The sequence below is a fragment of the Candidatus Methanoperedens sp. BLZ2 genome, from assembly GCF_002487355.1.
Taxonomy (GTDB): domain Archaea; phylum Halobacteriota; class Methanosarcinia; order Methanosarcinales; family Methanoperedenaceae; genus Methanoperedens.
This window is the reverse complement of the sequence record NZ_NTMG01000068.1, coordinates 95,346-121,671: the sequence shown is the minus strand read 5'-3', so window position 1 is coordinate 121,671 and position 26,326 is coordinate 95,346. Positions and strand designations below refer to the sequence as shown.

The 26,326-nt window shown below is 41.7% G+C and carries 28 protein-coding genes; 13 read left to right on the top strand and 15 right to left on the bottom strand.

Annotation, left to right across the window (positions count from 1 at the left end; all coding sequences use genetic code 11):
• Position 1: 1 nt before the first annotated feature.
• Complete coding sequence (locus CL181_RS14240) at positions 2 to 2,677, bottom strand: PEP/pyruvate-binding domain-containing protein (protein ID WP_176505237.1); 2,676 nt, start codon at positions 2,675 to 2,677, stop codon at positions 2 to 4.
• Between the two features lie 4 nt (positions 2,678 to 2,681).
• Entirely contained in the window at positions 2,682 to 3,263 is a 582-nt protein-coding gene (locus CL181_RS14235; protein WP_255251583.1) for a TetR/AcrR family transcriptional regulator, read from the bottom strand.
• A 538-nt stretch (positions 3,264 to 3,801) separates the two neighbouring features.
• Between CL181_RS14235 and CL181_RS14230 the strand changes: the two genes are divergently transcribed.
• Positions 3,802 to 4,959 carry a DEAD/DEAH box helicase gene (locus CL181_RS14230; protein ID WP_097300011.1) on the top strand — a complete coding sequence of 386 codons (1,158 nt, stop codon included), beginning with the start codon at positions 3,802 to 3,804 and terminating at the stop codon, positions 4,957 to 4,959.
• Position 4,960: 1 nt separating this feature from the next.
• Here the strand turns inward: CL181_RS14230 and CL181_RS14225 are convergent, their stop codons facing one another.
• Positions 4,961 to 6,145 carry an RNA-guided endonuclease TnpB family protein gene (locus CL181_RS14225; RefSeq protein ID WP_097299979.1) on the bottom strand — a complete coding sequence of 395 codons (1,185 nt, stop codon included), beginning with the start codon at positions 6,143 to 6,145 and terminating at the stop codon, positions 4,961 to 4,963.
• A gap of 235 nt (positions 6,146 to 6,380) precedes the next feature.
• Between CL181_RS14225 and carB the strand changes: the two genes are divergently transcribed.
• The 4 genes from carB (at position 6,381) to CL181_RS14205 (ending at position 12,404) form a co-directional block, all read left to right on the top strand.
• Entirely contained in the window at positions 6,381 to 9,581 is a 3,201-nt protein-coding gene (carB, locus tag CL181_RS14220; protein ID WP_097299978.1) for a carbamoyl-phosphate synthase large subunit, read from the top strand.
• A gap of 35 nt (positions 9,582 to 9,616) precedes the next feature.
• Positions 9,617 to 9,853, top strand: coding sequence for a hypothetical protein (locus tag CL181_RS14215; protein ID WP_097299977.1), 237 nt, complete (start codon positions 9,617 to 9,619; stop codon positions 9,851 to 9,853).
• 647 nt (positions 9,854 to 10,500) lie between these two features.
• Positions 10,501 to 10,746 (top strand): hypothetical protein, encoded by a 246-nt coding sequence (locus tag CL181_RS14210; protein ID WP_141398922.1) that lies wholly within the window; start codon positions 10,501 to 10,503, stop codon positions 10,744 to 10,746.
• Positions 10,747 to 11,183: 437 nt separating this feature from the next.
• A complete protein-coding gene (locus tag CL181_RS14205) occupies positions 11,184 to 12,404 on the top strand; it encodes an ammonium transporter (RefSeq protein ID WP_097299975.1) in 1,221 nt (406 codons plus the stop codon).
• Between the two features lie 33 nt (positions 12,405 to 12,437).
• Here the strand turns inward: CL181_RS14205 and CL181_RS20515 are convergent, their stop codons facing one another.
• The 6 genes from CL181_RS20515 to thpR all read right to left on the bottom strand — a co-directional run bounded on the left by CL181_RS20515 (position 12,438) and on the right by thpR (position 15,959).
• Entirely contained in the window at positions 12,438 to 12,590 is a 153-nt protein-coding gene (locus CL181_RS20515; RefSeq protein ID WP_176505236.1) for a hypothetical protein, read from the bottom strand.
• Between the two features lie 387 nt (positions 12,591 to 12,977).
• Entirely contained in the window at positions 12,978 to 13,832 is an 855-nt protein-coding gene (locus CL181_RS14200; RefSeq protein WP_097299974.1) for a DUF6159 family protein, read from the bottom strand.
• A 40-nt stretch (positions 13,833 to 13,872) separates the two neighbouring features.
• Positions 13,873 to 14,646 carry a UMP kinase gene (pyrH, locus tag CL181_RS14195; RefSeq protein WP_097299973.1) on the bottom strand — a complete coding sequence of 258 codons (774 nt, stop codon included), beginning with the start codon at positions 14,644 to 14,646 and terminating at the stop codon, positions 13,873 to 13,875.
• 36 nt (positions 14,647 to 14,682) lie between these two features.
• Positions 14,683 to 14,931: a pro-sigmaK processing inhibitor BofA family protein gene (locus tag CL181_RS14190; protein WP_097299972.1), complete on the bottom strand. Its 249-nt coding sequence runs from the start codon at positions 14,929 to 14,931 to the stop codon at positions 14,683 to 14,685.
• A 21-nt stretch (positions 14,932 to 14,952) separates the two neighbouring features.
• Positions 14,953 to 15,342 carry a hypothetical protein gene (locus tag CL181_RS14185; protein WP_097299971.1) on the bottom strand — a complete coding sequence of 130 codons (390 nt, stop codon included), beginning with the start codon at positions 15,340 to 15,342 and terminating at the stop codon, positions 14,953 to 14,955.
• Positions 15,343 to 15,419: 77 nt separating this feature from the next.
• On the bottom strand, positions 15,420 to 15,959 hold the full coding sequence (thpR, locus tag CL181_RS14180) for an RNA 2',3'-cyclic phosphodiesterase (RefSeq protein WP_097300010.1): 540 nt from the start codon (positions 15,957 to 15,959) through the stop codon (positions 15,420 to 15,422).
• Positions 15,960 to 16,056: 97 nt separating this feature from the next.
• Between thpR and CL181_RS14175 the strand changes: the two genes are divergently transcribed.
• Entirely contained in the window at positions 16,057 to 16,239 is a 183-nt protein-coding gene (locus CL181_RS14175; protein WP_097299970.1) for a methytransferase partner Trm112, read from the top strand.
• Positions 16,240 to 16,276: 37 nt separating this feature from the next.
• Here the strand turns inward: CL181_RS14175 and CL181_RS14170 are convergent, their stop codons facing one another.
• The 3 genes from CL181_RS14170 to CL181_RS14160 are packed head-to-tail and all read right to left on the bottom strand — an operon-like array spanning position 16,277 to position 19,077.
• On the bottom strand, positions 16,277 to 17,233 hold the full coding sequence (locus CL181_RS14170; RefSeq protein ID WP_097299969.1) for a lysylphosphatidylglycerol synthase transmembrane domain-containing protein: 957 nt from the start codon (positions 17,231 to 17,233) through the stop codon (positions 16,277 to 16,279).
• A gap of 25 nt (positions 17,234 to 17,258) precedes the next feature.
• Positions 17,259 to 17,882 carry a hypothetical protein gene (locus tag CL181_RS14165; RefSeq protein ID WP_097299968.1) on the bottom strand — a complete coding sequence of 208 codons (624 nt, stop codon included), beginning with the start codon at positions 17,880 to 17,882 and terminating at the stop codon, positions 17,259 to 17,261.
• Positions 17,854 to 19,077, bottom strand: a complete 1,224-nt coding sequence (locus CL181_RS14160) for a phosphoglycerate kinase (RefSeq protein WP_097299967.1) — start codon at positions 19,075 to 19,077, stop codon at positions 17,854 to 17,856. The genes CL181_RS14165 and CL181_RS14160 overlap by 29 nt, the downstream gene beginning before the upstream one ends.
• A gap of 168 nt (positions 19,078 to 19,245) precedes the next feature.
• On the opposite strand from CL181_RS14160, the gene CL181_RS14155 reads away from it, so the two are divergent.
• Complete coding sequence (locus tag CL181_RS14155; protein WP_097299966.1) at positions 19,246 to 20,286, top strand: hypothetical protein; 1,041 nt, start codon at positions 19,246 to 19,248, stop codon at positions 20,284 to 20,286.
• Between the two features lies 1 nt (position 20,287).
• Here the strand turns inward: CL181_RS14155 and CL181_RS14150 are convergent, their stop codons facing one another.
• Positions 20,288 to 21,148: a TatD family hydrolase gene (locus CL181_RS14150; RefSeq protein ID WP_097299965.1), complete on the bottom strand. Its 861-nt coding sequence runs from the start codon at positions 21,146 to 21,148 to the stop codon at positions 20,288 to 20,290.
• Complete coding sequence (locus CL181_RS21215; protein WP_255251582.1) at positions 21,130 to 21,264, bottom strand: hypothetical protein; 135 nt, start codon at positions 21,262 to 21,264, stop codon at positions 21,130 to 21,132. Before CL181_RS21215 ends, CL181_RS14150 begins: the two co-directional genes overlap by 19 nt.
• A 67-nt stretch (positions 21,265 to 21,331) precedes the next feature.
• On the opposite strand from CL181_RS21215, the gene CL181_RS14145 reads away from it, so the two are divergent.
• Both CL181_RS14145 and CL181_RS14140 read left to right on the top strand, forming a co-directional pair.
• Positions 21,332 to 21,523, top strand: coding sequence for a hypothetical protein (locus tag CL181_RS14145; RefSeq protein WP_097299964.1), 192 nt, complete (start codon positions 21,332 to 21,334; stop codon positions 21,521 to 21,523).
• 41 nt (positions 21,524 to 21,564) lie between these two features.
• Positions 21,565 to 21,789 carry a DUF2283 domain-containing protein gene (locus CL181_RS14140; RefSeq protein WP_097299963.1) on the top strand — a complete coding sequence of 75 codons (225 nt, stop codon included), beginning with the start codon at positions 21,565 to 21,567 and terminating at the stop codon, positions 21,787 to 21,789.
• Between the two features lie 258 nt (positions 21,790 to 22,047).
• Here CL181_RS14140 and CL181_RS14135 read toward each other — a convergent pair whose 3' ends face one another.
• On the bottom strand, positions 22,048 to 22,263 hold the full coding sequence (locus CL181_RS14135; protein WP_097299962.1) for a type II toxin-antitoxin system HicB family antitoxin: 216 nt from the start codon (positions 22,261 to 22,263) through the stop codon (positions 22,048 to 22,050).
• 299 nt (positions 22,264 to 22,562) lie between these two features.
• Here CL181_RS14135 and pscS point away from each other — a divergent pair, with 299 nt between their 5' ends.
• The 4 genes from pscS (at position 22,563) to CL181_RS14115 (ending at position 26,118) form a co-directional block, all read left to right on the top strand.
• Entirely contained in the window at positions 22,563 to 23,750 is a 1,188-nt protein-coding gene (gene pscS, locus CL181_RS14130) for an O-phospho-L-seryl-tRNA:Cys-tRNA synthase (protein ID WP_097299961.1), read from the top strand.
• A 2-nt stretch (positions 23,751 to 23,752) separates the two neighbouring features.
• Positions 23,753 to 24,766 (top strand): DUF169 domain-containing protein, encoded by a 1,014-nt coding sequence (locus CL181_RS14125; protein WP_097299960.1) that lies wholly within the window; start codon positions 23,753 to 23,755, stop codon positions 24,764 to 24,766.
• Positions 24,767 to 24,839: 73 nt separating this feature from the next.
• A complete protein-coding gene (locus tag CL181_RS14120) occupies positions 24,840 to 25,493 on the top strand; it encodes an ERCC4 domain-containing protein (protein ID WP_320410183.1) in 654 nt (217 codons plus the stop codon).
• Positions 25,480 to 26,118, top strand: a complete 639-nt coding sequence (locus CL181_RS14115; protein ID WP_097299958.1) for a hypothetical protein — start codon at positions 25,480 to 25,482, stop codon at positions 26,116 to 26,118. Before CL181_RS14120 ends, CL181_RS14115 begins: the two co-directional genes overlap by 14 nt.
• Positions 26,119 to 26,326 lie beyond the last annotated feature (208 nt).

Genomic DNA, 26,326 nt, shown 5'->3' with positions numbered 1-26,326 from the left:
TCTACTCCTGTTTACGATATACCTTTCCTTCATCACCATCAACTGTAAGCTGTTCTCCATCTTTCAAAGCCTTCATCACCCCAGGCACATTGACCACCGCCGGAATTCCGTATTCCCTTGCGACAATAGCCCCATGGGAGAGAGAGCCGCCCACTTCCATAACCAGAGCGTTTGCCCTTAAAAACAACGGCGTCCAGCCCGGGTCTGTGGATGGAGCTACGAGAACGTCTCCAGCCTGCAGCCGGGTATTTTCCCCGGGATGGCGGATCAGCCGCGCCCTGCCAGAAGCTCTTCCTGCTGCCACACCAATGCCTGCCAGCACCTGCCCGTGTGCTTCAGGCGCCCCGGCTTTTGGCTGAGGCGCATCATCTATTATAACATCAGGAGGCTCCAGAAGGGATAATTCCTCCCGCATCTTTTTTCTTTCTTCCACCAGTACCTTCAACCCGCTGCCATCAGAGTATCCTGCCAGGATCGCCGAAAGTTCGTGCCAGGCGCAGTGATAAACATCAGCCTGTTCATCCAGTACCCCTCGTTCCACAAGACGCCGCCCCAGCTCCTGAAAAAACATACGTGAAACTTCAAATGGTTTTACGAGCACGGATTTTCCCATTTCCCTGGTGCCTGCGTTATCCCTTGCCTGCTTGATGAGCCTACTGACCGTGAGCCGCCGCAAGCCCCATTTGAGTTTGCCTGCGATCTCCTTTTCTGCAGTTTTGCGTTTTGCTTCCTGAACCGCCCTGTGATCAATATTTGCGGGCGACATCACCTGTGCCCTGATGATTTCAAGTAAATATCGCGGATCCTCGCCCCAGCGCGGATTCAACAAGTCTATTTCATAGACCCCGCGGTGACCGTAGTCCTTCAAGAATTCTTCGAACTCCCTCCGGAACTGTGAACCTCCGGGAATTTCATCCTTCCATGCCGATGGTCTGAAAGGTTCAGCAGTAAAGTACCTCAGAGCAACTTTATCCATCTGAACTGTCTTTCCCAGTTCCATAAGCCTGTAGCCGTGTTCAGCGCTTGTTATTTCCGAAGCGCCGGCGAGCAAACCGTTTGCCAGGGCAGCACCGCGACCCGGGAAATCCTTCTCCAGTGCCTGTACAAGAAAATACAAAGAAACACCTGTTGAGAGGCCGAGAACCATATAGGTGGAACAATACTCAAGAATTTTCGGATTGGTTTCAGAGAAATGAGAGATTAGTTCCTGATCGTTCATTGCATGGAAATCCTGCTTCTTCCATAGCTCAACTGTTTCCCACATGTCCTTAAAGATCTTTTTTGAAGAATACTGTGTCCTGAGAACATTGATGATAAGATGCATCCGCCTCCAGACCCGTTTAATTCCCGCAAGTCCTCCAAAAGGATTGCCAGGGGGTACTCTTATCTCGGGCTGGTGACCGCCCAGGCTGGCGTTAATCTCTGCAGGCAGATAACCGAGCGCATCATATAAACCCCACTGAAGGGCAGACAGGTTGAAATATCCCCTGCCTTTATAAAGCCGCACCCAGCTCGTTCCTTCAGGCATCCTATAGCCTGCTGCCAGTAGGCTGGCATTCATCATCATATCGAGAGAGCCGCGAAAAAAACTCCAGGAAAGCGCTGTAAGTACCATTGGTGCAGCGTCTTTTATGTTGGCATTGGACCAGATAACAGGCTGACCTTCCAGTTCCGGGGGTGTAGGTTCTCTGAGATTTGTCACTGGTCTTGCTTGCAGTACATGAAACTTTTTTCCATCGAATGCCCATTCTATATCCTGATTGACCACACCTTTGCCTAGAGCTTCGAATACCCGCAGCGTCAGCGAGCCCATTTCTATGATCTGATTATCATTGAGAACAGGTCGTTTATCGCTGTTTTCTTGACTGCCCGCACTTACAAGTTCCGTGCCACCGCTTTGCACAAGTCTTGTATATTTCTTCTTGCTGCCGATTTTATTCTCAACTATTTCAGGCAGCTCAGCCATTGGCTGCAGCAGGTACTCATCCGGATCGATTGCGCCGCTTACTACCGACTCTCCCAGACCGAAATTGGCGCTGATGGCGATCCTGTCGCACCGCCCTGTCAGCGGATCGCAGCTAAAAGCCACCCCGGATGCCACCGCAGGCACAAGTTCCATAATAACCACAGCTGCTGCCACCTCATCATCAGTCAATCCCATTTTGCGCCTGTAGGCAACTGCACGTGGTGTCCAGAGGGAAGCATAGCAGCCCTTTATTGCTTTGACTATATTCTCTATTCCCATGATATTCAGGAATGACTCATGGACTCCGGCAAATGATGCCGTTGCAGAATCTTCAGCTGTTGCTGATGACCGGACTGCCACAGGTTTTTCAAGTAGTTTCGTGCCTTCAAGTTGTTTTGCCAGTTCCTGCCGGACGGTTACGGGTACCTGGCCTTCATTGATATTTCGCCTGATCTCTTCCAGATTCTTTTCATTAACCGGATCATTTACGAGTTCCGCCCTGATATCGCATGCAGCATTAATAGATCCTGTCAGGTTGTTAAACTGCAGGAAATCGCGATATGCAGGAGATGTCAAAACACCCCCGCCAGGCACTGAAAAACCATATCGATGCAATCGTCCCAGATTCAATCCCTTGCCGCCTACCTCTGCTGGGCAAGAATTGGCAGATTCTTCCCAGTTTAGAAAATATTTTTCCTTTTTCTCACTCACAGTTTCACCTTCCAATACCATCAAATATCATATCAATTTTTTTTGATATGTCCTCTGAAAAAGAATATTCGTTCTTTGACCATAACCATTCCAACAACGAATAAAAATAGATGGCCGTTAAATTTCCGGCAGCCATTTTAGAATCCAAACCGATCTTGAATTCCTCTGTTTTTTCACCCTTCTCCAATATGACCTGAATGAGATGATTAAGGCTGGTGCTCCTTCTTTCTTCATGTCCATAATGTTTCAAATGCTCAAAAACGAATAATTTTGTAAGCTCCCTGTCTTTTTCATTGCTCTTTGCCACGAGAATAAGTATGTTTTTTATCTTTTCTTTTGTGGATATTTTTCGGGTTAATTGATCTTTTACCAGGTCAAAGACAAGCTCTTCCTTTTGCTTAACGAAATCCTGGAGAAGCGCTTCCTTGGCTGGAAAATAGTTAAAAAATGTACCTTTACCTATCCCGGCTTCTTTTGTTATCTCATCAATAGTTGTGTTGTCATACCCTTTTTCCTTGAATAATCTTCCCGCCACTTCGAAAATCTTATTCTTTGTTTCGATCTTCTTTTTATCACGCAGGGACATAATTACCATCTCTTAACAATTATGACTTTTAGTCTGATATGACTTATAGTCATATATGACCCCAAGTCATATTTAAGTATTTTGATTTTTATTTTGGCCTGATAGATCAGAACTTAGATTTCTTTAATCCATTATAATCAACTACATTTATTATCCCCAAATAAAAACCGGAAAGCCAGATAATCTTTTTCTCGCTTCTTCTGTACGCTGTATTGGATTTTCATGTACAGTTTCGCATAGTTTCATTAGCCCATACATGTATGTTGCAGCAGTTTTGAATTTCAGGCTAGCTTCTCATAGTACAAAAAGCTTATCATCTCTTAAACTCATATTACGCCCAACTTAACTATATAAAAAATAGTTAAGCAAATTGTCATAAAGCTTTTAAGTAGAAAATTAATAAGAACTTTTACAAAGTTGTGTTTATAGCTCTTAATTGTTTTAAATATAAATTAAAGAGGTTAGAAAGAAAGAGCAATTACGCTTTTTCATAAAAATTATGGAAAATTTTAAAATTCTGGGCATAAGTGAGCCTGTTTTGAGATCAATAAAAGATGAGAGATTTGAAAGTCCCAGCGAAATACAGGAAAAATCGATTCCTTTGATCATTGCGGGAAAAGATGTTATAGCGGGGTCAGCAACAGGGTCGGGAAAGACGCTTGCATTTGCTGCCGGTATATTAAAGAACGCTGAAAAAGGAAGAGGTATCCAGGCCCTTGTGCTTACTCCAACAAGAGAACTTGCTGAGCAGGTCGCCCAGGCTTTAAGTAAATTTTCAAGGTATAAACCTTTAGAAATTATTGCGGTCTATGGCGGCGTAGGAATAAATCCGCAGATCAGGGGATTAAAAACAGCAGATGTTGTTGTAGGAACACCCGGCAGGTTACTTGACCATATTGCAAGAAATACACTTCGGTTAGGCAGAGTAAGAACACTTGTCCTTGATGAAGCAGACCGGATGTTCGATATGGGATTTAAGGATGATGTGGAAAAAATTATACGGAAATGCCCGCAAGAGAGGCAGACTCTTTTGTTCTCGGCAACGATCAATAAAGAAGTAGTGCAGCTTTCAAGGCGCTATATGCACGAACCGCTCCAGGTTTCCGTGGATTCTTTTGTTGATCCGAAAAAACTGGTACAGACCTATTATGATGTGGCAGATGACCAAAAATTCTCACTGCTGCTGCATCTTTTGAAGAACGAGAACTCAGACCTTGTCATGGTTTTCTGTAACACTAAAAGAAATACTGACAAAGTTACAAAAAATCTCAGATTTTCGGGTATAGATGCCCTTGCTATTCATGGGGGATTGACCCAGTACAAACGAAATGATGTGATGCAGCAATTCCATACAGGAAAATTCTGCGTACTTGTTTGCACGGATGTGGCAGCAAGAGGCCTGGATATACACGGCGTTTCACATGTCTACAATTACGATATTCCCCGTGAGAGCAAGCAGTATATCCACAGGATCGGAAGAACAGCAAGAGCAGGAGCAGAAGGAAAAGCAATTAACATTCTTTCAAGAACGGATTATGATAATTTTGGAAGAGTATTGAAAGAAAATGATGTGGAGATAACCGAAGAGCCATTGCCTGCATTTGCGAAGGCTGCGATCAGGCAGCCTGAAAGAAGGACAAATAAGCCCATTTCCAGAAAACCGCATCAGCGTGACAGGAACAGGCGGCGTTTGTGAACTACCCCGCCCTTAAGGACGGAGCTTCCTGCTTCATTGTGTCTATGCTTAGATTGCTCGGGCAGGCTTTTATTTCCGCAGTTCCTGCGGTATTCTTTGATCTTGATAGTATATTGATTGCAGCGTTGTGGTCTCTATCCATGACAAGACCACAGAAAGGACATGAATGCATCCTTACTGAAAGTTTCTTTGGTACCGGATTGCCACACTGACTGCAATTCTGTGATGTGTTTCTGGCATTGACCTGTTCCACAATCTTACCAGCGTATTCTGCTTTGTAGTTTGTGAGTTGAATCAACTGATACCATCCTGCATCTGATATTGACTTAGCAAGGTGATGATTCTGCATCATGTTCTTGACCTGCAAGTCCTCAAATACGATTTTATCATAGGTATCTACCAGTTTTCTGGATGTTTTATGAGCAAAATCTTTTCTCTGATTCCTGATTGTCCTGTGAGTTCGTGCTACTATTTTGCCCTGTTTCTTTCGGTTATGGCTTCCTTTCTTTTTTCTTGAAAGCCTGATCTGCTCTTTTGCCATTTTCTTTTCTGATGATCTCAAGAACTCAGGCGGTTCTATCTGGCTTCCATTGCTCATTGTCAGTAGTGAACTTAGACCAACATCTATGCCAATTGATTGTTTTGTCTCAACTGGAAGTATGGGCTTCTCAATTTCGGTTGAGAGCATGACATACCATTGATCTATGTCTTTCTTGATCGTGCATGTCTTGATCTTGCCTTCTATCTCCCTGTGCTGGATGATCTTGATAGCTCCGATTTTTGAGAGTTTGATTCTTCCATCTTCAATCCTGAAACCAGCTTGTGGATATGTGAATGAATTGTATCTACCCCTTCCCTGGAATCTTGGATATCCAAACCCATTGAAGAAATTCTTGAAACTGGTATCCACTCTTTTCAGGGTGTTTTGTAGCACCTGGGAGAATACTTCTTTTTGAAAATTGGTTTTATTGCCAGGAAGGGTGTTTTGCTGGTCACGATACGTTATCCATTCTGGTTTTCCCCAGAGGCAAACATCAAAACTTCTACATAGATTGTTTAGCTCCGCTTGTCGTTTTCTTTGGGCAAGAGCATCATTATATAAGTGTCTGCATGTGGAAAGTGTACTATTCAGTTTGACTTCCTGGTTCTTGTTTGGGTATATCCTGAATTGGTAGGCTTTTCTCATTGTGATCTTGACAAACTATATATGTTTTTAATAATATATATCACTATGCCTATCCCTCAAATCGTGATCTTGACAATTACTTTTTTGGGATAGGTATTTACAATTGCAAAGGGTATGATTCATCCCCTCCCTCTCGGAAGGGGACTTCTCTACTCTTTGAATCCACGAGTTAAAAATGCAGGCCGAATCAAAAGTATAATAAATACCAAACCTCTCTAAGGGGCAGGTGAATATATTGCCCAAACGAGAGGATATCCACAAAATACTGATCATTGGTTCCGGGCCGATCCTTATCGGCCAGGCAGCAGAGTTCGATTATTCGGGAACACAGGCCTGTAAGGCGCTGCGGCAGATGGGGTATGAGATCGTGCTGGTAAATTCCAATCCTGCAACTATAATGACCGATCCGGGAATGGCGGACAGGACATATATAGAACCTCTCAATGCCCGGACGCTCACAAAGATCATAGAGAAAGAACGACCGGATGCCGTGCTCCCCAACCTTGGAGGGCAGAACGGTTTGAACCTGACCTCTGAACTTAATAAATTGGGTGTACTTGAGAAATATGGCGTGAAAATCATAGGAGTCCAGGCAGATGCCATCGAGCGCGGGGAAGACAGGATCGCCTTTAAGGAAACGATGAACCAGCTTGGCCTGGAAGTGCCCCGAAGCGAGGCAACGTATACAGTAGAAGGCGCTGAAAAGATCGCCAAGGAGATCGGATATCCGGTTGTGATCAGGCCTGCATATACCATGGGAGGAACCGGAGGCGGGTTCGCTTATAATATTGAGGAACTTCAAACCATTGCAGCCCGCGGCATTGCGGCCAGCATCATCGGGCAGGTCCTCATTGAAGAATCGGTGCTTGGCTGGGAGGAACTCGAACTCGAAGCAGTGAGGGATGCAGATAATAACAAGATAACAGTCTGCTTCATAGAAAATGTGGATGCTATGGGCGTGCACACTGGCGATAGTTTCTGCACAGCGCCTATGCTCACGATCAGGAAAGAACTGCAGGAACGATTGCAGGAATACTCATACAGGATAGTTGAAGCGATCGGCGTGATAGGGGGCACGAATATCCAGTTCGCCCATGACCCGGTGAGTGACCGCGTGGTAGTTATTGAGATCAATCCACGCACATCACGCTCATCAGCGCTTGCCTCCAAAGCAACAGGATTCCCGATCGCACTGGTCTCGGCAAAACTTGCAGGAGGCTTGCTGCTTCGTGACATTCCTTACTGGCGAGATGGAACGCTTGATAAATATACACCATCCGGCGACTACGTCGTGGTAAAGTTTGCAAGGTGGGCATTTGAGAAATTCCCCGGGTCGATCGACAAGCTTGGCACACAAATGCGGGCTGTGGGCGAAGCCATGAGTATCGGGAAAAATTACAAGGAAGCATTCCAGAAGGCTATCCGTTCACTTGAGACCGGACGCTACGGGCTTGGCTTTGCAAAGAATTTCAATAAACTTTCTCTTGAAGAATTGCGAAAGCTTCTGAAAGAACCTTCGTCTGAGCGCCAGTTCATCATGTATGAAGCGCTGCGAAAAGGAATGCCAGTAGAGGAGATGTATAAACTTACACACATCAAGCCCTGGTTCATTGGTCAAATGAAAGAGCTTGTTGAACTTGAAGAAAAGATCGTTTCATATAAGGGAAAAAGACTGCCTGATGAACTTCTCATAAAGGCCAAAAAGGACGGCTTTTCTGACAGGTATCTTGGCAGGATCCTCAATATCCCTGAAAAGGATATCCGGGAACATCGTCTTTCAGTCGGTTTAAAGCAGGCATGGAATATCGTACCAGTCAGCGGTGCAAAGAACGCGGCTTATTACTATTCTACATATAACGCCCCGGATGAGGTGCCTGTATCTGACAGGAAGAAAATCATGATTATCGGTGGCGGGCCAAACAGGATCGGACAGGGTATCGAGTTTGATTATACCTGCGTGCATGCGGCATTTACTCTCAGGGATATTGGTTATGAATCTATCATGGTCAACTGCAACCCGGAAACGGTTTCTACAGATTACGATACTTCTGATAAACTTTATTTTGAGCCTGTTACTGTTGAGGACGTGCTCAGTATTTACGAAAAGGAAATGCCTGAAGGGGTAATCGTGCAATTCGGGGGGCAGACACCCCTGAACATTGCAGCAGAACTCAAAGAGGCTGGCGTAAATATCCTGGGAACTTGCGTTGATAGTATCAACCTTGCAGAAGACAGGGAGCTATTCGCACAAATTATTGATAAATTGGAAATACCTGCGCCAGAGCACGGCACTGCAACTTCGCTGACACAGGCGCTTGTCGTTGCTGCCCGCATTGGCTATCCGCTTATGGTCAGGCCTTCTTATGTGCTTGGCGGACGCGGTATGGAGATCGTTTATGATGAGGAAATGCTCAGGAAATATGTGGCTGGCGCAATTGAGATCACGCCTGAGAAACCCATGCTTCTTGACAGGTTCCTTGAAGATGCGCTTGAATGCGAAGTTGATGCAATATCAGATGGCACTGATGTAATAATACCTTCGATCATGGAACATGTCGAACTTGCAGGCATCCACTCCGGTGACAGCGCCTGCGTGTTGCCTCCGATCGGGATAAAGGAGGAACAGATTAAAACCCTTGAAGAATACACAAGGCGAATAGCAATTGAACTTAAAGTTATCGGGCTTATAAATATCCAGTACGCAATACAAAATGGCAAAGTTTACATTCTTGAAGCGAATCCGCGTGCATCGCGGACTGTGCCCCTGGTGTCGAAGGTTACAGGCATATCAATGGCACGCCTCGCAACGCAAGTCGTGCTCGGTGAAAAACTGGAAAATATGGATAACCACAAGCGCACATATTCTCATTTCGGGGTCAAGGAAGCTGTTTTCCCGTTCAACATGTTCCCTGAGGTCGATCCGGTGCTCGGGCCTGAAATGCGCTCAACAGGTGAAGTTCTCGGAATGGCGGATTCGTTTGCCATGGCTTTTTATAAATCGCAGGTTGCAGCGGGGTTTACACTGCCGCTTGAAGGCTGCGCGCTGATCACCGTAGCGCCGGTTGACAGGAAAGGCGCGCTATCTATCGCAAAAGAACTATCACAAATGGGCTTTAAGATAATCGCAACTGAAGGTACTGCTGATTTTCTCAGGGAAAATATGATAGAATGTGAGTATGTCAATAAATTGCAGGAAGGGCGGCCTAATATCGAGGACCTGATGAAAAACAGGGAAATCCAGTTCGTACTTAATACTCCACTTGGTAAACAGAGCGTTCAGGATGACAGCTATATCCGTAAATCTGCTATTAAATACAAGATACCCTATTTTACGACCACGGATGCAGGCCGTGCAGCTGCCAAAGGGATCAGGGCTGCCCGTGAGAACCGTATCGAAGTGAAATCATTACAGGAATACCATAAAGGCGTCAAATAGGGTAATATATAAACAAGAATGTCCATCTTCGGGATATGGCTGGTGTAATATGCGAATTCTGCGGAAATAAGTTCGATACACGAGGGTTAGGCAGGCATCGTGCATCATGCCAGAAGAGGAAAGAAAAAGAAGAGATATCAGCCGGGAAACTGGATGGTAAAGCTGCCCAGAATGCAAAGATCAGGGACATATTCGAAAAGGTAAAGACGTTGGAGAACATGCTTGAGGACCTGTCGGACCAGCTTGTTAAGATGATCAAAGAGATTGAGTGAGGAATATGGAAACGGTTTTGAATAAAGACAGAACTCGCTTCAATTTATGTTGCTAATTATGTAAGGATACAATATCTTATCCTATAATAGTGATGCATAGACCTTACGTATTTAGAATAATAGGAATAGGGAAAATATCAATTTATTTCCCTAATTTCTTCAAACAGAAGAAGAACCCAAAGAGATTGCATCTGAAACTAAAGTCCCAAAAGCTATCAAGACAAAGGAAATAACATCAAAGCCCGAAAAGCCCGACAAAATCGCAAGTGTCAAACTATCATCTCCGGCACTTTGGGCTTGGGAGGTTTGGGCGGACTATAGACCCAGACTTTTTGCCTTCGTTTCATTGTATATTCGATTTATTGCTCATTGTACAAATACGATAGCTTCTTCCGTCTCTTTTAAATAAAAATCTTGCAAGGAATAAAAATTAGGATGCGTTCATCATAATTAAATATCTAATTATAATTAAATTTTATTAGTTTTGGCGGAAGGTTTTTATAATATAATGGACTCGCTTAAGTGGCAGGTGGTTTTACTAGATAATATAGCAGTAGGAGCCATCACATAATGGATAGGTGAAAAAATAGTTCTCTTAAAAAAGTAAAAAAATAGCTAAAAGGAATACCTGCATATGGAAAAGGTTAATGTGCGAATCTAAGCTTAAGGAGATAAACATGGGTAATATGGGTATTGTAAAATCTGTGCTTTTTATTTCAGTACTTTTTATTTTAGCAGTGGCATTTTTGTATGGATTGTTTGTGGCGATAATTTTGACAGTTGCAGTTGGAGCTGAATACGGTTTTTTAGCCGCACCGGTGCTTCCTCTATACATTGGAGTATCTTACCTCACATATCGTTTCATGATGAAGATATTTTTAAAGACTGGATAATAATTTAAAAAATCTTTTTAGAGATAAACACAAAAGACAAATAAGTCTGAAATGTAAAAACTATATCTGGATATCGAAATACGACTTCCAGATTTTTTTGCTCAAAAACGATAAAAAAGCTATAATAAAGAAAGAACTAACCAATGATCAATTTTCAAATAATAAGTTACTACGCTGTCATTTCTCAAATGCGGTGCGCCCAACTTGAAGGTTTGCCCTGCGGGAATGCTTGACCGCCTGCGGGCGGGAATAATATATTTCTGCGAGGGCGCAGAGAAACAAACCATCAAGAGGCGCACCGCATTGGTATGATAAGATTCCTTGAATTGACTTTCGTGAATAATACCCATAACTATATCAAAGAACCTGAGAAATAGGATTCCGGTTTCATTGGTTTTTTCCTAAAAAACGCTAGCGAGACAGGATAAGTGAATCGTATGTTAAATCCGGCATTCAATACAACTGATATTACGTTTATAATGATAGCGACCATCCTGGTCATGGTAATGACACCAGGACTTGCCTTCTTCTATGGAGGTCTTGTAGGTCGAAAGAACGCGATTACGATAATGATGCAAAGCTTTGTAGCACTGGGTGTCTCTACGATCATGTGGGTCCTCGTGGGCTATTCCCTGAGTTTTAGCGGAGATTATTACGGAGTTATCGGAAATCTTGATTATGCGCTCCTTTCGAATATCTCTGCTTCCACTCCATCACCAGTAAGTCCTGCATTGCCTCTTTATATTTTCCTTGCCTATCAGTTGATGGTAGCAGTCATTACGCCGCCTCTTATTACCGGGGCTTTCACTAATCGCGTCAGATTCAAGGCATACATCGTATTCCTTGTTCTCTGGCAGCTCCTGGTCTACTACCCGCTTGTCCACATGGTATGGGGAGGCGGCGCCCTGATGCAGTGGGGTGTTAAGGATTTCGGGGGAGGTATTGTCGTCCATGCAATAGCCGGGATGAGCGCTCTTGCAAGTGTTATTTATCTTGGAAACCGCAAAGTCAAAGACCTGCCGCACAGCATTCCCCTCATTGCTATCGGCATGACGATCCTGTGGTTTGGCTGGTTCGGATTCACAGCCGGGAATGCTTTTGCAATGAATGACGTTGCAGTTGTAGCATTTCTCAACACCGCGATCGCCGGGGGTTTTGCTGCATTTATATGGATGATGATGGATTGGAGCATGGAAGGCAAGCCAAAGCTTGTCGGATTCCTGACAGGGGGTCTTGCCGGGCTTGTTGTAATAACTCCCGCTGCCGGATATATTACGCCTGGCTCATCAATATTATTCGGTATTTTTGCAGGGACCATCTGTTACCTCGCAGTAATGTTAAAGAACAGGCGCAAATGGGATGACGCGCTGGATGTATGGGGTGTACATGGGATCGGCGGGTTCCTTGGCATAACGCTTCTTGGCGTATTCAGCACACTTTCGGTTAACAATGACGGAGCAAACGGTCTTTTGTACGGGGGGATCGAGTTCTTCAAAAAAGAGGTCGCAGCGGTTGCCTTCGCATCGCTTTATGCTTTTCTGATAACTATTCTGATATTCTTCATCATTGACAATACCATGTCGCTTCGCGTGTCAAAAGATATAGAAGAGCAGGGACTCGATAAGCATTTACATGGCGAGAAGGCTTATAATAAATAGCAATAAGTCGGTATTATCTTTTTTAGCAATTTTTTATACCGTTGCTTTTTTTTCAATAACAGGATCATAATAAAGGATATTACGGACTATTTTGAAATTATTATTAACAATATATAGTCCCTCAATTTCCTTTCCAGTTAAACCTGCTTTTAATAATTTTACTCTTTCTTCAATAGTTTCCAACATGAATCCTCAAGGTTACCAATTTTTTTTCAACAGTTTCAATTTTCAATTTTTCATTTTTAGATTCTCCGCATTATGTGCGCAAAACATCATCATCATACAGATTATCACAGATATTCGTCTATCTGCGATTGATATAAGTATACTGAAAGTTTATACAGTTATTAAGGTTTTAAAATCAATTATACGGTATATTATAGCATTTTTTAGTTTTTTATCGTTCAATAATTAGTTAATTCAATAAAACCCTATTTAGGCATCTTGATTGCTGGATCAACCCATAACCCAAAGCACCATTATGCTTGCACTGGAAGAGACATGCACACCCTCTCCATCCCATTCCAGACCTGCCCCCGGGGCTCTCTTTACTCCATTAAATATTTTTTACCTTTACCTGATCCCCAGAGCATTCGCAATCGGCGCCGGAGGTTTTATTGAGCTTCCCGGGGCTACTTCAACATTCCTTGCCCACAGGAAAAGGCATGTATGGTATGTTGTCGTGACATACATGGAAAGCGCGATCACAATGACGATCAAAATGGCTGCCAATAATAATGCTATTATCGGACCTGCGATATTGACCAATGAGAAACCGATAAAGATTGCAATTATAATGCCGATGAACGAAATAATTCCTGTAACAAGTCCTACCGCTATTTCACCAACTCCTATGGGAAGAAGATTCCTTTTGATGATCTGGGTTGTTCTTTCTACAGCGCTTCCAAGCTCCCTGTCTTCAATAACTATTGCAGGGATCATGAAATGAGTGCCAACAGTCCAGGCTTTTTCTATAAATCCCAGGATCATACCGGATAAACCCCCAACTCCAATTGCACCTTGTCCTCTTTGCGCCTTGCCTCTTAATACTCCCAGGATTATATTGACAATAGCTGAAATTACTGCAAGATATAATATAGTAAACTTATTTTTCTCTGTTGCAGCCCATGCCTCTGACATAGTAGCATCGCCGTCTTTAAAATAATCATAAACAAGAAACGCTGTCATTCCTGTGAAGAAGTATGAGATGAAATAATTTCCGAGTAAAACAAGAAAGGCAAAGAGATAAAATATATTTCCAAGCTTCAAGCCCGATTCAAGGAAAAGCATGATAATAACTGAAAATATAGTAAAAAACACCCCTACGAATATTGAATAGAATGAAGGTTTAATGACATCTGCATCTTTGCCTATTAAGCTGAAACTCTCCTTTATAAAGGAGAAACCTTTGAATACATTTTCAAACATAATTTTTCACGTTCCTTTTTTCAGATAAGTTAATTAATAATCATTTGTCGCAACCGACATCACTGTAATAACCAAGGTTGCAGGCATCTTTTTCGAATTCAGTCTTTTGTTTTTGCCCTGGTTTAACTTTTACTTTTTTGTCCTTCCCTATGACTGTCCCGTTATGTTTTCCACTAACCGCATCAATGATATTTTGCGGATTCTCTCCACTAAGTATAATGGTTTTAATATTACTTCGTTCGATGATCTTTGCTGCCAGAAGGTCTATCGGGGAATTGGCTCCTGCAACCATTTCAGTCTTCATTATGATTTCAATAAGCTGATGAGGCGTCATGGTTCCAAATTTTTTTGCATCTTTGTCCTTTTTCGGGTCACTCGTATATACACCATCAATGGATGTCGCGTTTATGAGCATATCTGCGCCGATATATTCTGCAAGGACAGCAGAAACAGCATCAGTAGTCTGTCCCGGAGTTACGCCTCCCATTACTATTATTTTGCCGGTCAAGCTTGCGGTTCTTGCTTCTTTATAGTTCAATGGAGGCTCATAATAGGCTGCATCGCCAATGGCTGCGATCAGAAGCCGGGCGTTTATGCGCGTAATATCAATACCTATAAAATCACAGGTGGCTTCATCAGAACCAAGATCTCGCGCAACTCCAATATATTCACGCGCAGCTTTTCCTCCCCCCGTAACAATAAACACCGCGTGATCCTTTCCAATCTCTTTAATCGCATTTGCATAGCTCTTAAAATTTTCAGGCTGCAATTCCTTTGCGAGAACTGATCCACCAATGGAAACAACGATCTTCATGAGCCCTCTCATTATTCTCTGGGGATATTAAATTTCTTATACAAAAGCCACTCCGAACAAATGGAGTATTATTACAATAATTGCACCTGGAATTCCCGCAAAGGCGCAAACAAGTAATGCTGGAAGAGAATAACTTATACCGAGATTAAAAATTACGTTGGCAGCAACAAGAATAATAAGCCCCAGCACAGCATTTATTATGAGATGAGTCGCAGTTTTTAATAAATAATATGCAACAATAACTCCTATTATCGCTAATAATACGATTATAATTTCAAGTGCCACAGTAGTTAAGTGGCTCTCCTTTTAATTAAACATTTCGATTACTTTTCTGGACTTGAAACTTCCAATAAATTCATACCAGTTTTGTACAGCCAATATGAAAGATATCAAAAAGACCATCTGGGCAAGATCAGCCAGATGATACACATTGAGGATCTCTCCTTCTGATATAAAGTTAATAATGAATTTGAATACATTATTTAATGCAAATGAAGCGCCTGCTATTGAAATATATATCCAGGTCTTCTGGATTATCGAATTATTGAGGAATAACCGTGCCCTCAGCAATTCTTTGTCCACTTTGCGCATCATTATAAGAATTTGTCCTATCATGAATATTATTATGAATGCTGCCCCGGCATTGTATAATACCATGAATGTGTCAACAAAATCCATACCGAATGAAGTAATCATAACGCCTCTTTTTCTAAACTGAAGTCATACTTAAGGTGGTATGTATATATGATTTATTGAACAAAACGTGTGAAGCATTAATCTTTAAGCCTTATTTCCCCCAGGGTCTCATATACAGGACCAGCTGGTGTCAGTGTACTTTTCTTGAGTAGAATGGATCCAACATTCATCATGCCAAGATCTATATGTTCCAATTTTTTCAAATTTCCAAGAAGTAAGGACTTGTCCCTTAATTGTTTAACACGGGCAAGGGTTGCATGGGGCGAGAAATGGTGATCTTTTTCGAATTTAAACAGCGAAAGTACACGTTCAACTTCGTCATGCAGCACATCAAAATTACCTTCTGCCCCAAGCCATATAACTTTTATATAAGCAAGTTTCGGGAACACTCCCACCTCTTTTATTTTCGCTTCGAATTGCCTGCAATTTATCTGTGATAACGCGGATAAAATGGAGTCGACATCACTTTCCTTGATATCCCCCAGGAATTTCAGGGTTATATGAACCTGTTCTGGCTCAACGAGTTTTATTCCAGGCATATCCAGGGCAGATCCGATTTTTTTTATTTCAGGAATAAATTTATCAGGCAACTCAACAGCTATGAATGTCCTTATCATATTGATCAATGTAAATACTCATTTAAGCAATAAAAATTATTTGATTCGATAGCTTGATAATAAAAAAGGTGTTTAAAGGATAAAAGGTGTAATAATAATGAAAAGAGATCTGATGGATATCCTGTGCTGTCCAATGTGCAAAGGCGACCTCGTACTTGAAGTTACAGAGGAGAATGAGAAAGAGATCGTTAAAGGGACGCTTTATTGCGGAAAATGTAAAGAGTATTATCCGATCGACGATGGTATTCCAAACATGCTGCCGCCGGAATTGAGAGAATAATTGTATTAAGTAATTACATATCAGTAATACTCATTCCTTACCACTCTTCAGATTGCGTTCTTCCTGATACACTAATTACAGTCTTCAAACCAATTATATCAACAACTAAAATACTGACTCTTACCAGAACTGAGAAGGCCATTCCCAGAGCCGGTGAAATTCCAAAAAACGAAAATACAAGGATTATTCCTCCTTCCATAAGCCCCAGGCCAGCGGGTGATAATGGAACAAACATCAGGATTGTAATAAGGGGATGAAGCAAGAAAAAAATAAAAAATGAAATTTCAATCCCGATAGCTTTTCCTAAAAAGTACCACTGCAATGCAGCAAATATCCATCCCATCGTATATAATATCAAGATTATATTTAAGCTGTCCTTGATCAGGATGCTTCTATCTTTAAAAGAAGAGAGATTTTCAGTAAATTTGTTAAGAAAAGGGATCCTAACCAGGAACTTTGATGTCATTTTTTCATTATTCCATGATACCAATAGCATTAATATCCCGACAACCAGGAGAATTACCGAACCTATTCCTGCATAAATAATGAAATTTTTTTCAATATTCAAATAAAAAGATAAATAAATTATAGCTGCAACAGCCCCTGCGACCTTAAGGATGAATTCAATCCCCTGTGGAGCAAAAATGCATGCCATTCCTTCTGTAATAGGAACGCCAGATTTTTTTCTTAATATTAAAGGTGTTAAAAAATAACCGCTTCTTCCAGGGGTTATATCTCCAATAATCATTCCTCCCATATGTGAAAGAAAAACGTCCTTTAATTTCATTTCGTGCCCTATTTTTTTAAGCAGATAAGATAAACGTAATGCAAGTATCAAATCCAGGAAAAGGTATGAGAGGCATGCCATGATGAAATAGCTTAAATCGGTTTTTTTTAGAACCTCAAATATCTCATTCAGGTTCAGTTTATTCAAAATAAAAGCAATAATGGATACACCAATAATGATTTGAATGAATAAATGAAGCTTCTTCATCTTGGGTTAATAATATCTTGAAGTGTTAAATGTTTCCCATGGGTTTTTGAAAAGATACATTTTTTGAACGCGGAATACGTATCATATCCCCATAGATCGCCCCGTATTTGCGCTTAAGTTCATTATATTTAAATTTTAGAAAAATGCTTAACTCAGGATGGGCTGTAGCATGGATATATTCGTCAGTATAAATACTTACCAGACTATCGAAATCCTTGCGTGAATTGCCGTGAGCATAATTTTTTCCTGAATACCGCCTTATATCACCATTAAATAAAGGAGAAATGTGATGCAATTCGTGCAGAACGGTCACCAGTTTTGTCTTTTGATCCCCGTGATTCAGGAAACGCGGTAAATGAAAATAGACAATGTACAGGATATTTGTTCCATTTATCATAACTTCCGGCGCTGCATATTCAATTCTCCTGACGGTTTTTGTTCTTGAACCTCCTTCAAAAAGCATAGGCCGCAGTTTTGCAACAACCCCATTCCTGTTGCCATTTGAAGGAGACATTGCAATAAGAATATTCTTAACCTTAATATGTTTGAAAAAAGGATGTGTTTTAACAATATCATCCACAAGCAAGGTCATATTGCCTGTGAAATCAAAACCTGTAACGCTATTTTTGCCTGTATTTCCTTGCAGCATCCTTTAATGCCTCAATACCTGGCAGTTTTTCACCGGCCAGGAAATCAATACAGGCGCCTCCACCTGTACTTACGTGGGAGAACTTGTCTGAAATACCCATCTGTTCTGCTGCTGCCGCTATATGACCGCCTCCTATCACGGAGAAACCCGATTTCGATCCTGCCTTGATTAGTTCACGAGTTCCCAGGGCGAAAGGTTCATTTTCAAATACGCCCGCAGGCCCATTCATTACTACGGTTTTGGCATCACTTATTTCCTGTGAGAATTTGACCATTGTTTCTATACCGATATCGTGGATAGGCAATTCAGGCCTCAGGTTACTTATTTTTTCTTCGATGCGTTCATCATTCTTATTCAATGCAACATCTACAGGAAGACCGATATTCTCCGGGAAACGTTTGAGAAGACTTTTTGCTATGTCTATCTGGGGCAGGTAACCCTGCTTATCGATAAAATTAATATTCGCATCTCCGATATTTACTCCGGAAGCTGCCAGGAACACATTAGCTACAACCCCTGTAACAAGCACCCTGTCTGCACATCCCCGCTCAAGCACGTTTTTTGTGACTTTTATAGAATCATCAACTTTTGTTCCCCCAAGAACATAGACGCACGGGCGCTCGCTGCATGATAATCCCCTGTTTAATGAATCAATTTCTTTTTCCATAATTCTTCCAGCTATACTTGGTAATGATTCTGTAAAACCTGTTACGGAAAGATGCGACCTGTGGGATACCGAGAATGCATCGTTCAGAAATATATCACAAACAGCAGCAAGGCGCCTTACCATATGGGTTTTCTTATGGTCTTTTGGCGCGCGTTCAATCGATTCTTCCGAATAGAAACGCGTATTTTCAAGCAGGATTATATCGCCCTTACTCATTTTTTTTATAGTATCAATAGCATGTGAACCAAAAATATCATCAATATAATTAATATTACGCTTCATCAATTTTGACAATAGCCTTGCATGAGGCTCCATCGTGGTAAAATCGCTCTTTCCGGGTCGGCTCTGGTGGGAAAGTATTACAACTTTTGAGTTTTCCAGTTCCTTCAAGGTTATATGGTGGCTCCTGAACCGGCTGTCATCAAGAATGATCCCGTTCGGATCCATTGGCGAGTTAAGGTCAAGCCTGCATAGAACCGTCTTCCCTTTTGTATTAATGTCATCGACAGTGAGGTAGTCCCTGGTCATATTGAGGTTGTTTAATTCTAAGAGGATAGCATTATAATTTACGGAATGATTTCATCATCAAAGATAAATTAGGCGGAAAAAAGAAATATATAATAAGTATTCTATATATGCGTATATAAACGTGGTTCATATTGAATAAAATGCAATTCAAAAGAACCAGCAAAAAATATGATAAAAATATCTTTAAGATATAAGGTCGCACTGGAACTTTATGCCAGCCTGTCTTTCTTTATTGCTGTTATAATACTTATTTATGCCAGTATTTATAGCTGGTTTGACGATAATATATTTATTCCATCAGTAATTATCGGGATTTTTCTTATCGCTTTTATTTTTTTCCTGAGAAACCTGATCCTGGATGTTAATTCCGTTAAATTTGAAAACGACGAAAGCAAAGAGGACCCGAATTTTGTAGAAATAAAACTAATTGATAAGATCACATTAGAACTTATATCCAGCATTTCAAATATTATAATAGCTACTGCAATTTTCATAATCGGAAATGTAACATCAGGAGGAGCTTATCCGGAAGTCGTTTTGATATTGTTCATAATAATTCTTTTTCTCCCATCGATAGTCTTATTGAAATCACTCATATTTGACTTCAATTTGATTTTCATGGACGTGAAACATCGTGAGAATTTTTTAAGTGAATTTGTAAATCGAAAAACCCTTGTTTTTTTTGTTATTGCTATTATTATAATTATTTTAGTATTTTCAAGCAATAAATTGGTCACATCAGTGGATAATTTATATCAAAAATCCATGTCAAGTGGTGAGGAAGACATAACTGATATATCCTCTAATTTATATATCACCTCTATTGCAGGAGAAAGAAAAAATATATCCAGAGGTCCTATTACTGGCCTTTCCATATATCTTGAGGCAATGGATCTGGATTTCAATTTTAATTCCATAACAGTGAAGTTTATAGACAAAAAGATCTCATCAACGTTGGAATACGGTACAAATGCTGATGAATCGCATTTTTATTATGAAGGGAAAAAGACCGGAAAAGGGAATACAATACTAAAAAAGGGTGATGTGGGAATTATCACGATCAACCTGTCATCGACAAAACAGGAGCTTTATTCTTATGAAAGGGGAACGGTACAATTGATCCTGGGTACTGGTAAAATAATTTCAAGGGATTTCAAAGTCCCGGAATTCAAAGGAGAGTCCATGATTTTATTGTATTCTTCAACTTAACCTATATATCGATCTCCACGCCATACACTTTCTCCGGGTTTTCTTTGTGGACCTTCCAGAATACATCCTCTCCCCATTTTCCAATGAGTTGTTTTGTCCTTCTTGGGACTGTTTTTGGTCCCAACACAGACCCTGGTCTTTCAAGGTCATCGATGTAATCGGTTTCCATCATGAAACGTGTTCCCTCGCCAAGGGCTGTTTCAATCGCATTTTCACCCGCCAGGACGCTGGGAAAAATTCCATGTTTTTCGCATATTTTAACCATGGGCGGTGAAAAGTGCTTGATTACTCTTCCATCAGGCAATCCCACGCTTCTTGCAATTCCCGCGATCCCGGCGAGCCCTTCTTCTGTCGCGCTTTCTGTATGAAGCTGCACAGCGCATCCTGCATCCTTTGCAAGCTCAAAACCGTAGCGCATTATATCATTTGATGCATCCCAGATTCCGGGCTCAACTTCATAATGCGGGCGCCCGGATTTTAATCCAACAGCCCGTCCTTCAACCACATATTTGCGCGCAATCTCAAGCCCGCCCCTCATTATCTCAACAGAGCGCGAAAGGCCAAGGCGCCCGTAGTATTTCGTAAGTTCGGCAGGATGCACGCCAAGAACCACAAAAACTTTTACTTTTTCAGCTTCCTGGGCACGCCGGGCGATTTTCAGGATTTTATCAAATACTTTCCTGTAATCTTCGGGTGAGTTAATATCGATACCCAGTGACCAGGGCGGGAGTGAGACAAGAACTATATGCGTGCCGCCCGCGCGCGCGAATTCGCGGACTGCGTCAAGGCATCGGCCTGAGGGGTTGAGGTGCATGTGGTTGTCGAGGATGGGGAGGGTCAAGATTAAAATTCCCCCGCCCATATCTCCATCTCCCCTGCCATCCGCGCCGCCTCCTCCACACATGCATCCAGGTCGCTGCGCTCGATGCAGGGCGCGAGTTTCTTGAGGAATTCTTCGGTTTTGTTGTTTTCTGGCATAATTTTCAATATTTGTTAAAACCCATATTAAGATTTAAATAGATAACCATCCTATAAAGATATCGAAATGGCTACAGTGTCCGCAATTGGAAAACATCAATCAGGATGGATTACAATATCAACAGATGAATATGAATCTATGAAGGAAACCATTGAAGTTCTGTCGGATATCTATATCATGGAACAGCTTGAAAAAGGTACGAAAGATGGCACAAAAGCCAGGGATTTTGAAGAATTAGCTGAAGAACTGGGGATTTAGAACTTATCTTTATTGTTCTTCACATATAAACAAGGATCAAAATGAAAATAATATATGACCCACAAACCGATTCACTCACTTTGATTCTAAGGGAAATGGCTGTCAAAGAAAGCGATGAGATTCGGGAAGGTCTCATAATCGATTATGGGGAAGATAACAAAATTGTGGCAATAGAAATGCTTGATGCTTCTGAAAATATATCTGACCCACAGGCTATTCTATACGAAATCAAGGGACAGAAAGCTGCACATAAGGCAATTGCATAAATCCGGTGATTCCATCTCCCTCGCCAGCCGCGCCGCTTCCTCCACGCATGCATCAAGGCCGCTGCGTTCGATGCAGGGCGCGAGTTTCTTGAGGAAATCTTCGGTTTTGTTGGTGTCTGGCATCAAGCCATCATTTTAGCAGACATACAAATTCATCTATAGTCAAGCCAGCATCCTTTATAATATCCCGTAGCATTCCCTTTTTTAGAAAGCGCTTTTACCGTTTCTTTTCCTGAAATAACAGGAAGCTTAGACACATTACACTTCCACTTCTACTGCTGCAATTGTCGGCATTGAAGGCGATGGCAGATTATCTAATTCAAGACTTTCCAAATAAGCTTCAATAGCCTCTTTAATGTTAGCCAGTGCTTCTTCCATTGTATCTCCTTGTGAATGACAACCCTGGAGAGCTGGACAACTAACTACATATCCTCTGTCTTCTTTATCTTCTCTGATTATAACAGCAAATTTCATTTATGAATTATATGAATACTGTTCGATATATACTTAACCAAAGAACATAAATGTCACGTGAACCAACGCATGGGAATAAATCTAAAAGATTCTACGCCCCTACCTCAATCTCCCTCAGCCCCATCACGCACACAACATATGTCCTCCAGATCGCCACGCTCGATGCAAGGCGCGAGTCTTGCAGGAGTTCTTCGGTTTTTTTTACATCTCACATTATTTTATAGATTTACATATTATTTCTTTTGCCTTTTCCGTAAATTATAAGTTCATTAATAAACTCTTGGAACATGATTAAGAGCATGGACCTTAACAAATACAAAAACCTTACTCGCGGTATCTCTGACACTTATGTGAACGTACATCCCATCCAGCGCGGGGGGGTATTGACAGCAGAAGCGCGAAAAGCCCTTCTTGAATTCGGGGACGGTTATTCGGTATGCGATTATTGTTTCGAATCAAGGGTAGACCTTGTTGATAAACCGCCAGTTCACGATTTTACCGGGGATGTCGCAGAATTCCTTAACATGGACGATGTCAGGTTCACGGCAGGCTGTCGCCATGCGAAATGGGCTGTAATGCACATGGTTTGCGAGCCAGGCGATACCGTTGTAGTAGATGCGCTTGCCCATTATACTTCATATCTTGCCGCAGAGGCGAACAAATTATGCATTGTTGAAGTTCCGCATAATGGTTATCCCATGTTTGAAATTGACCCGCAGGGATATGCCGTTAAATTCGAAGAGATAGAGCAAAAGACAGGAAAACTCCCTTCGATCGCGGTGCTCACGCATGTTGATTACAGGTATGGTAATATCGCTGATGCCGAAAAAGTTGGGGAGATATGCAAAGAATATGGTGTCCCGTTCCTCCTGAATACCGCTTATTCATCAGGAATAATGCCAGTTGATGGCAAGAAGCTCCATGTGGATTTCCTGTGCGGCTCAGGACATAAAAGCTGGGCGGCATCTGCCCCTATCGGAATACTTGCAACAACTTACGAATGGAGCACCAGGGTGTTCAATAAATCAACATGCCGCGGGGATTGGAGCGGGCGCGGATTCTCGAAAAAAGAAGTTGCATTGTTCGGCTGCTCGCCAGTGTTCGGGGCGCCAGTGGCAACGCTCATGGCCTCATTTCCCGCAGTTGTAGAACGGGTAAAGCATTGGGACAAAGAGGTCAGGAATGCACAGTATTTTGTAAACGAGCTTGAGAAAATCGAAGGGTTCCACCAGATGGGTGTCAAGCCAAAACAGCATCCTCTTATGAACTTTGAAAGCCTGCCGCTTCATGAGATCGCAGAGAAGGATAAGCGCAGGGGATATTTCCTGTATCATGAGTTAAAAAAGAGAAAGATCGTTGGTCTTCACCCAGGCATGAGCAAGAATTTCAAGATCAACACTTATGGCTTGAAGCATGAACAGATCGAATATGTAGCTAATGCTTTCAAGGATATAGCAAGAGAAAACGGAATAAAAGTCGAGGAATAACGATGAAATATGCAGAATTGTCAATGAAATTCAGGAAATTTTTTGAACTTCCTTCTTCACCAGTAGCTGTCAGGATCATTAATGACTCTTCAGAGAAAAAAACAAGCAGCCAGCCAATGCGCTTTTGTGAAATGGTAAGAAGAAGCGCTTTTTACGGGGAAAATTTCGTTTTTAGCGTAGAAGAACTCACCTGCACAAGCGCTGAACTTGCTCTTGGTTTCACGGAGCCAAGCTATGGCGAGGTCTATCCGCGAATAAAGCCTGCAAACACGAAACTCGTAAGTGTCAGCTCCCTTGAAAAGACTGAAAAAAAACCCGATGTGGTGATAATAATCGGAAATCCGCGAAAAATAATGCGCGTTTCCACAATACTTGCGCAATTGCATGAAAAACGACCTGTTGAAGTTAAATTCAAAGGAGAGTTCGCAGTATGTGGTGAATGTACTGCAATCCCGTTCATGGAGAAAAAAGTAAACCTGTCGCTTCTTTGCAATGGAGCAAGGATGTTCTCAGGCTACAGGGATGACGAGGTAGTAATGGGTTTTCCACTTGATGATTTTGTCCGGATCGCAGAAAGTACGGAAGAAAAAGAGATAACAAGCGCATTGTGCGGCTGCATAATGGATGATATTCCCGCAGGGGCAGTATCGGCAATCGAAAAAATAGGATTTGGAAAAGGAACAGACCAGTTCTTCGGCCGCTTCGGGAGTGAGATCGTACGATTATACACGCCAAAGGAAAAGGATGGAAAGATCACATCCCTCACACTGCATGTACCAATAAAATTCAAAGATAGCGAGACTGCGTCTTCTGCCAATGAAAAAGCAAAGGAAATCCTTGAGAAACCATTGCTTCACAGGGTAAGGGATAACTGGGTTGATATTGCGCTTCCCCTCGATCTCGGGGAAACGCTCAACAGGGCAAGCATGCGTGGTGAAAAGTTTGAAGCGCTTGTAAAAAGCGGCATTGACACGATATTAAAGGAAACCGGGAAGGTAAAGAGGAAAGCAGCATAATACTTTCACTTCGCACTTTAAAATAGTATATCATCTGTCCTGTCGGTATAGCGTTTTGAAACATTAAGGAGAGATAGCTATAAAGATTGTCATTGACCACCGTGAAATGCGTTCCAGGGTACCAGAAGCGCTTGTAAAACTTGGCGCAGAAATTGAGATCAGCACCCTGAAGACAGGTGATTATGTTGTAAGTGATCGCGTGGCATTCGAAAGAAAGACGGTCGATGATGTTTTCGCAACCCTGATCGAACGCCGGGAGCTTTTTTCACAACTTACGGACCTGGCGAAATCGTACAGGAAACCCATTCTGATCATTGAGGGTGAAGATATATTCTTCTTTTCAGGCAGAAGGATGAACCCCAAAGCGATACAGGGTTTTCTTAATTCCATTGCCCTTATGCGTATCCCGACTATATACACGCTTAACGAGGCAGAAACGGCGCAGGTTATCACGATGATCGCTGCAAAAGAGCAAATAGATAAAACCAGGTCTTTCAATTTACACGGAAAGCGCAGCCGTCTCTCACAAAGTAAAGCTAAAGAATATATTGTATCGTCACTTCCGGGTATAGGGCAGGTTGCTGCAAGGAATCTGCTAAAACACTTTGGCAGCGTGGAAAATGTCATGACGGCGCCGCTTGAGGAACTGATGAACGTGGAACGTGTTGGCTACAGGACCGCAAAAAGGATCAGGGAACTTTCAGGAGGGCGGTATGGATCAGAGTAAAATGAAAATAGAATTCAACGATAATGAAATAATCCTTTACAAAAAATTATCAATTATAGATTATTTGGTCCTGGATTTTTCGGAAATACTCGCAAGAAATAATATCCGTTATGTGCTTTTCTCAAGATATGTTTCTATTCTATTCGGTAATAATGAAACAAATGAAGAAAAGGAAGAACGAAAGGATATTGATATCCTGATCCAGAACATCTCATTTGAGAAATTTTTGAAATTGTGGCTTGAAATCGAAAGATCATACGAATGCAAAAACACAGGCGATCCCATTGATGCATACAATGCCTACCTGAAAAACCATCATGCTGTGAGGATTGCAAAGAAAGATAATCAAATTCCGGAGTTCAGGATAAAGATAGTCAAAAATGAAATGGACAGATTTACACTGAAATACCGGAAAAAGATAATACTGGGCGACAGGAATTTATTTATTTCACCTCTTGAAATGCAAATACCATATAACTTATTCAAGGGTTCTCCAAAAGATATTGATGATGCAAGATACCTGTACAAATTATCCAGGGAAAAACTTAACATTACAATGATGGAGAGGTTCCTTGGCGAATTGAAAATCCCCAAAGAAAGTATCGATGCATATCTCAAGATATAGATGAATATCTTAAGATATAGATAATATATTATACTACAGGGAAGATTTTGAATGTGGTTATGATTTGGATATAATTTTGGAAAATGCTTATTAAAAAATAAAATAATGTTACAATCCATCATGAAAAAAACGATTATCCTGACTTTTACGGCCTCAATCTCATATTTTATTATTTATGTCCTGCTGAAATTTTTTTTACAGAATGAAA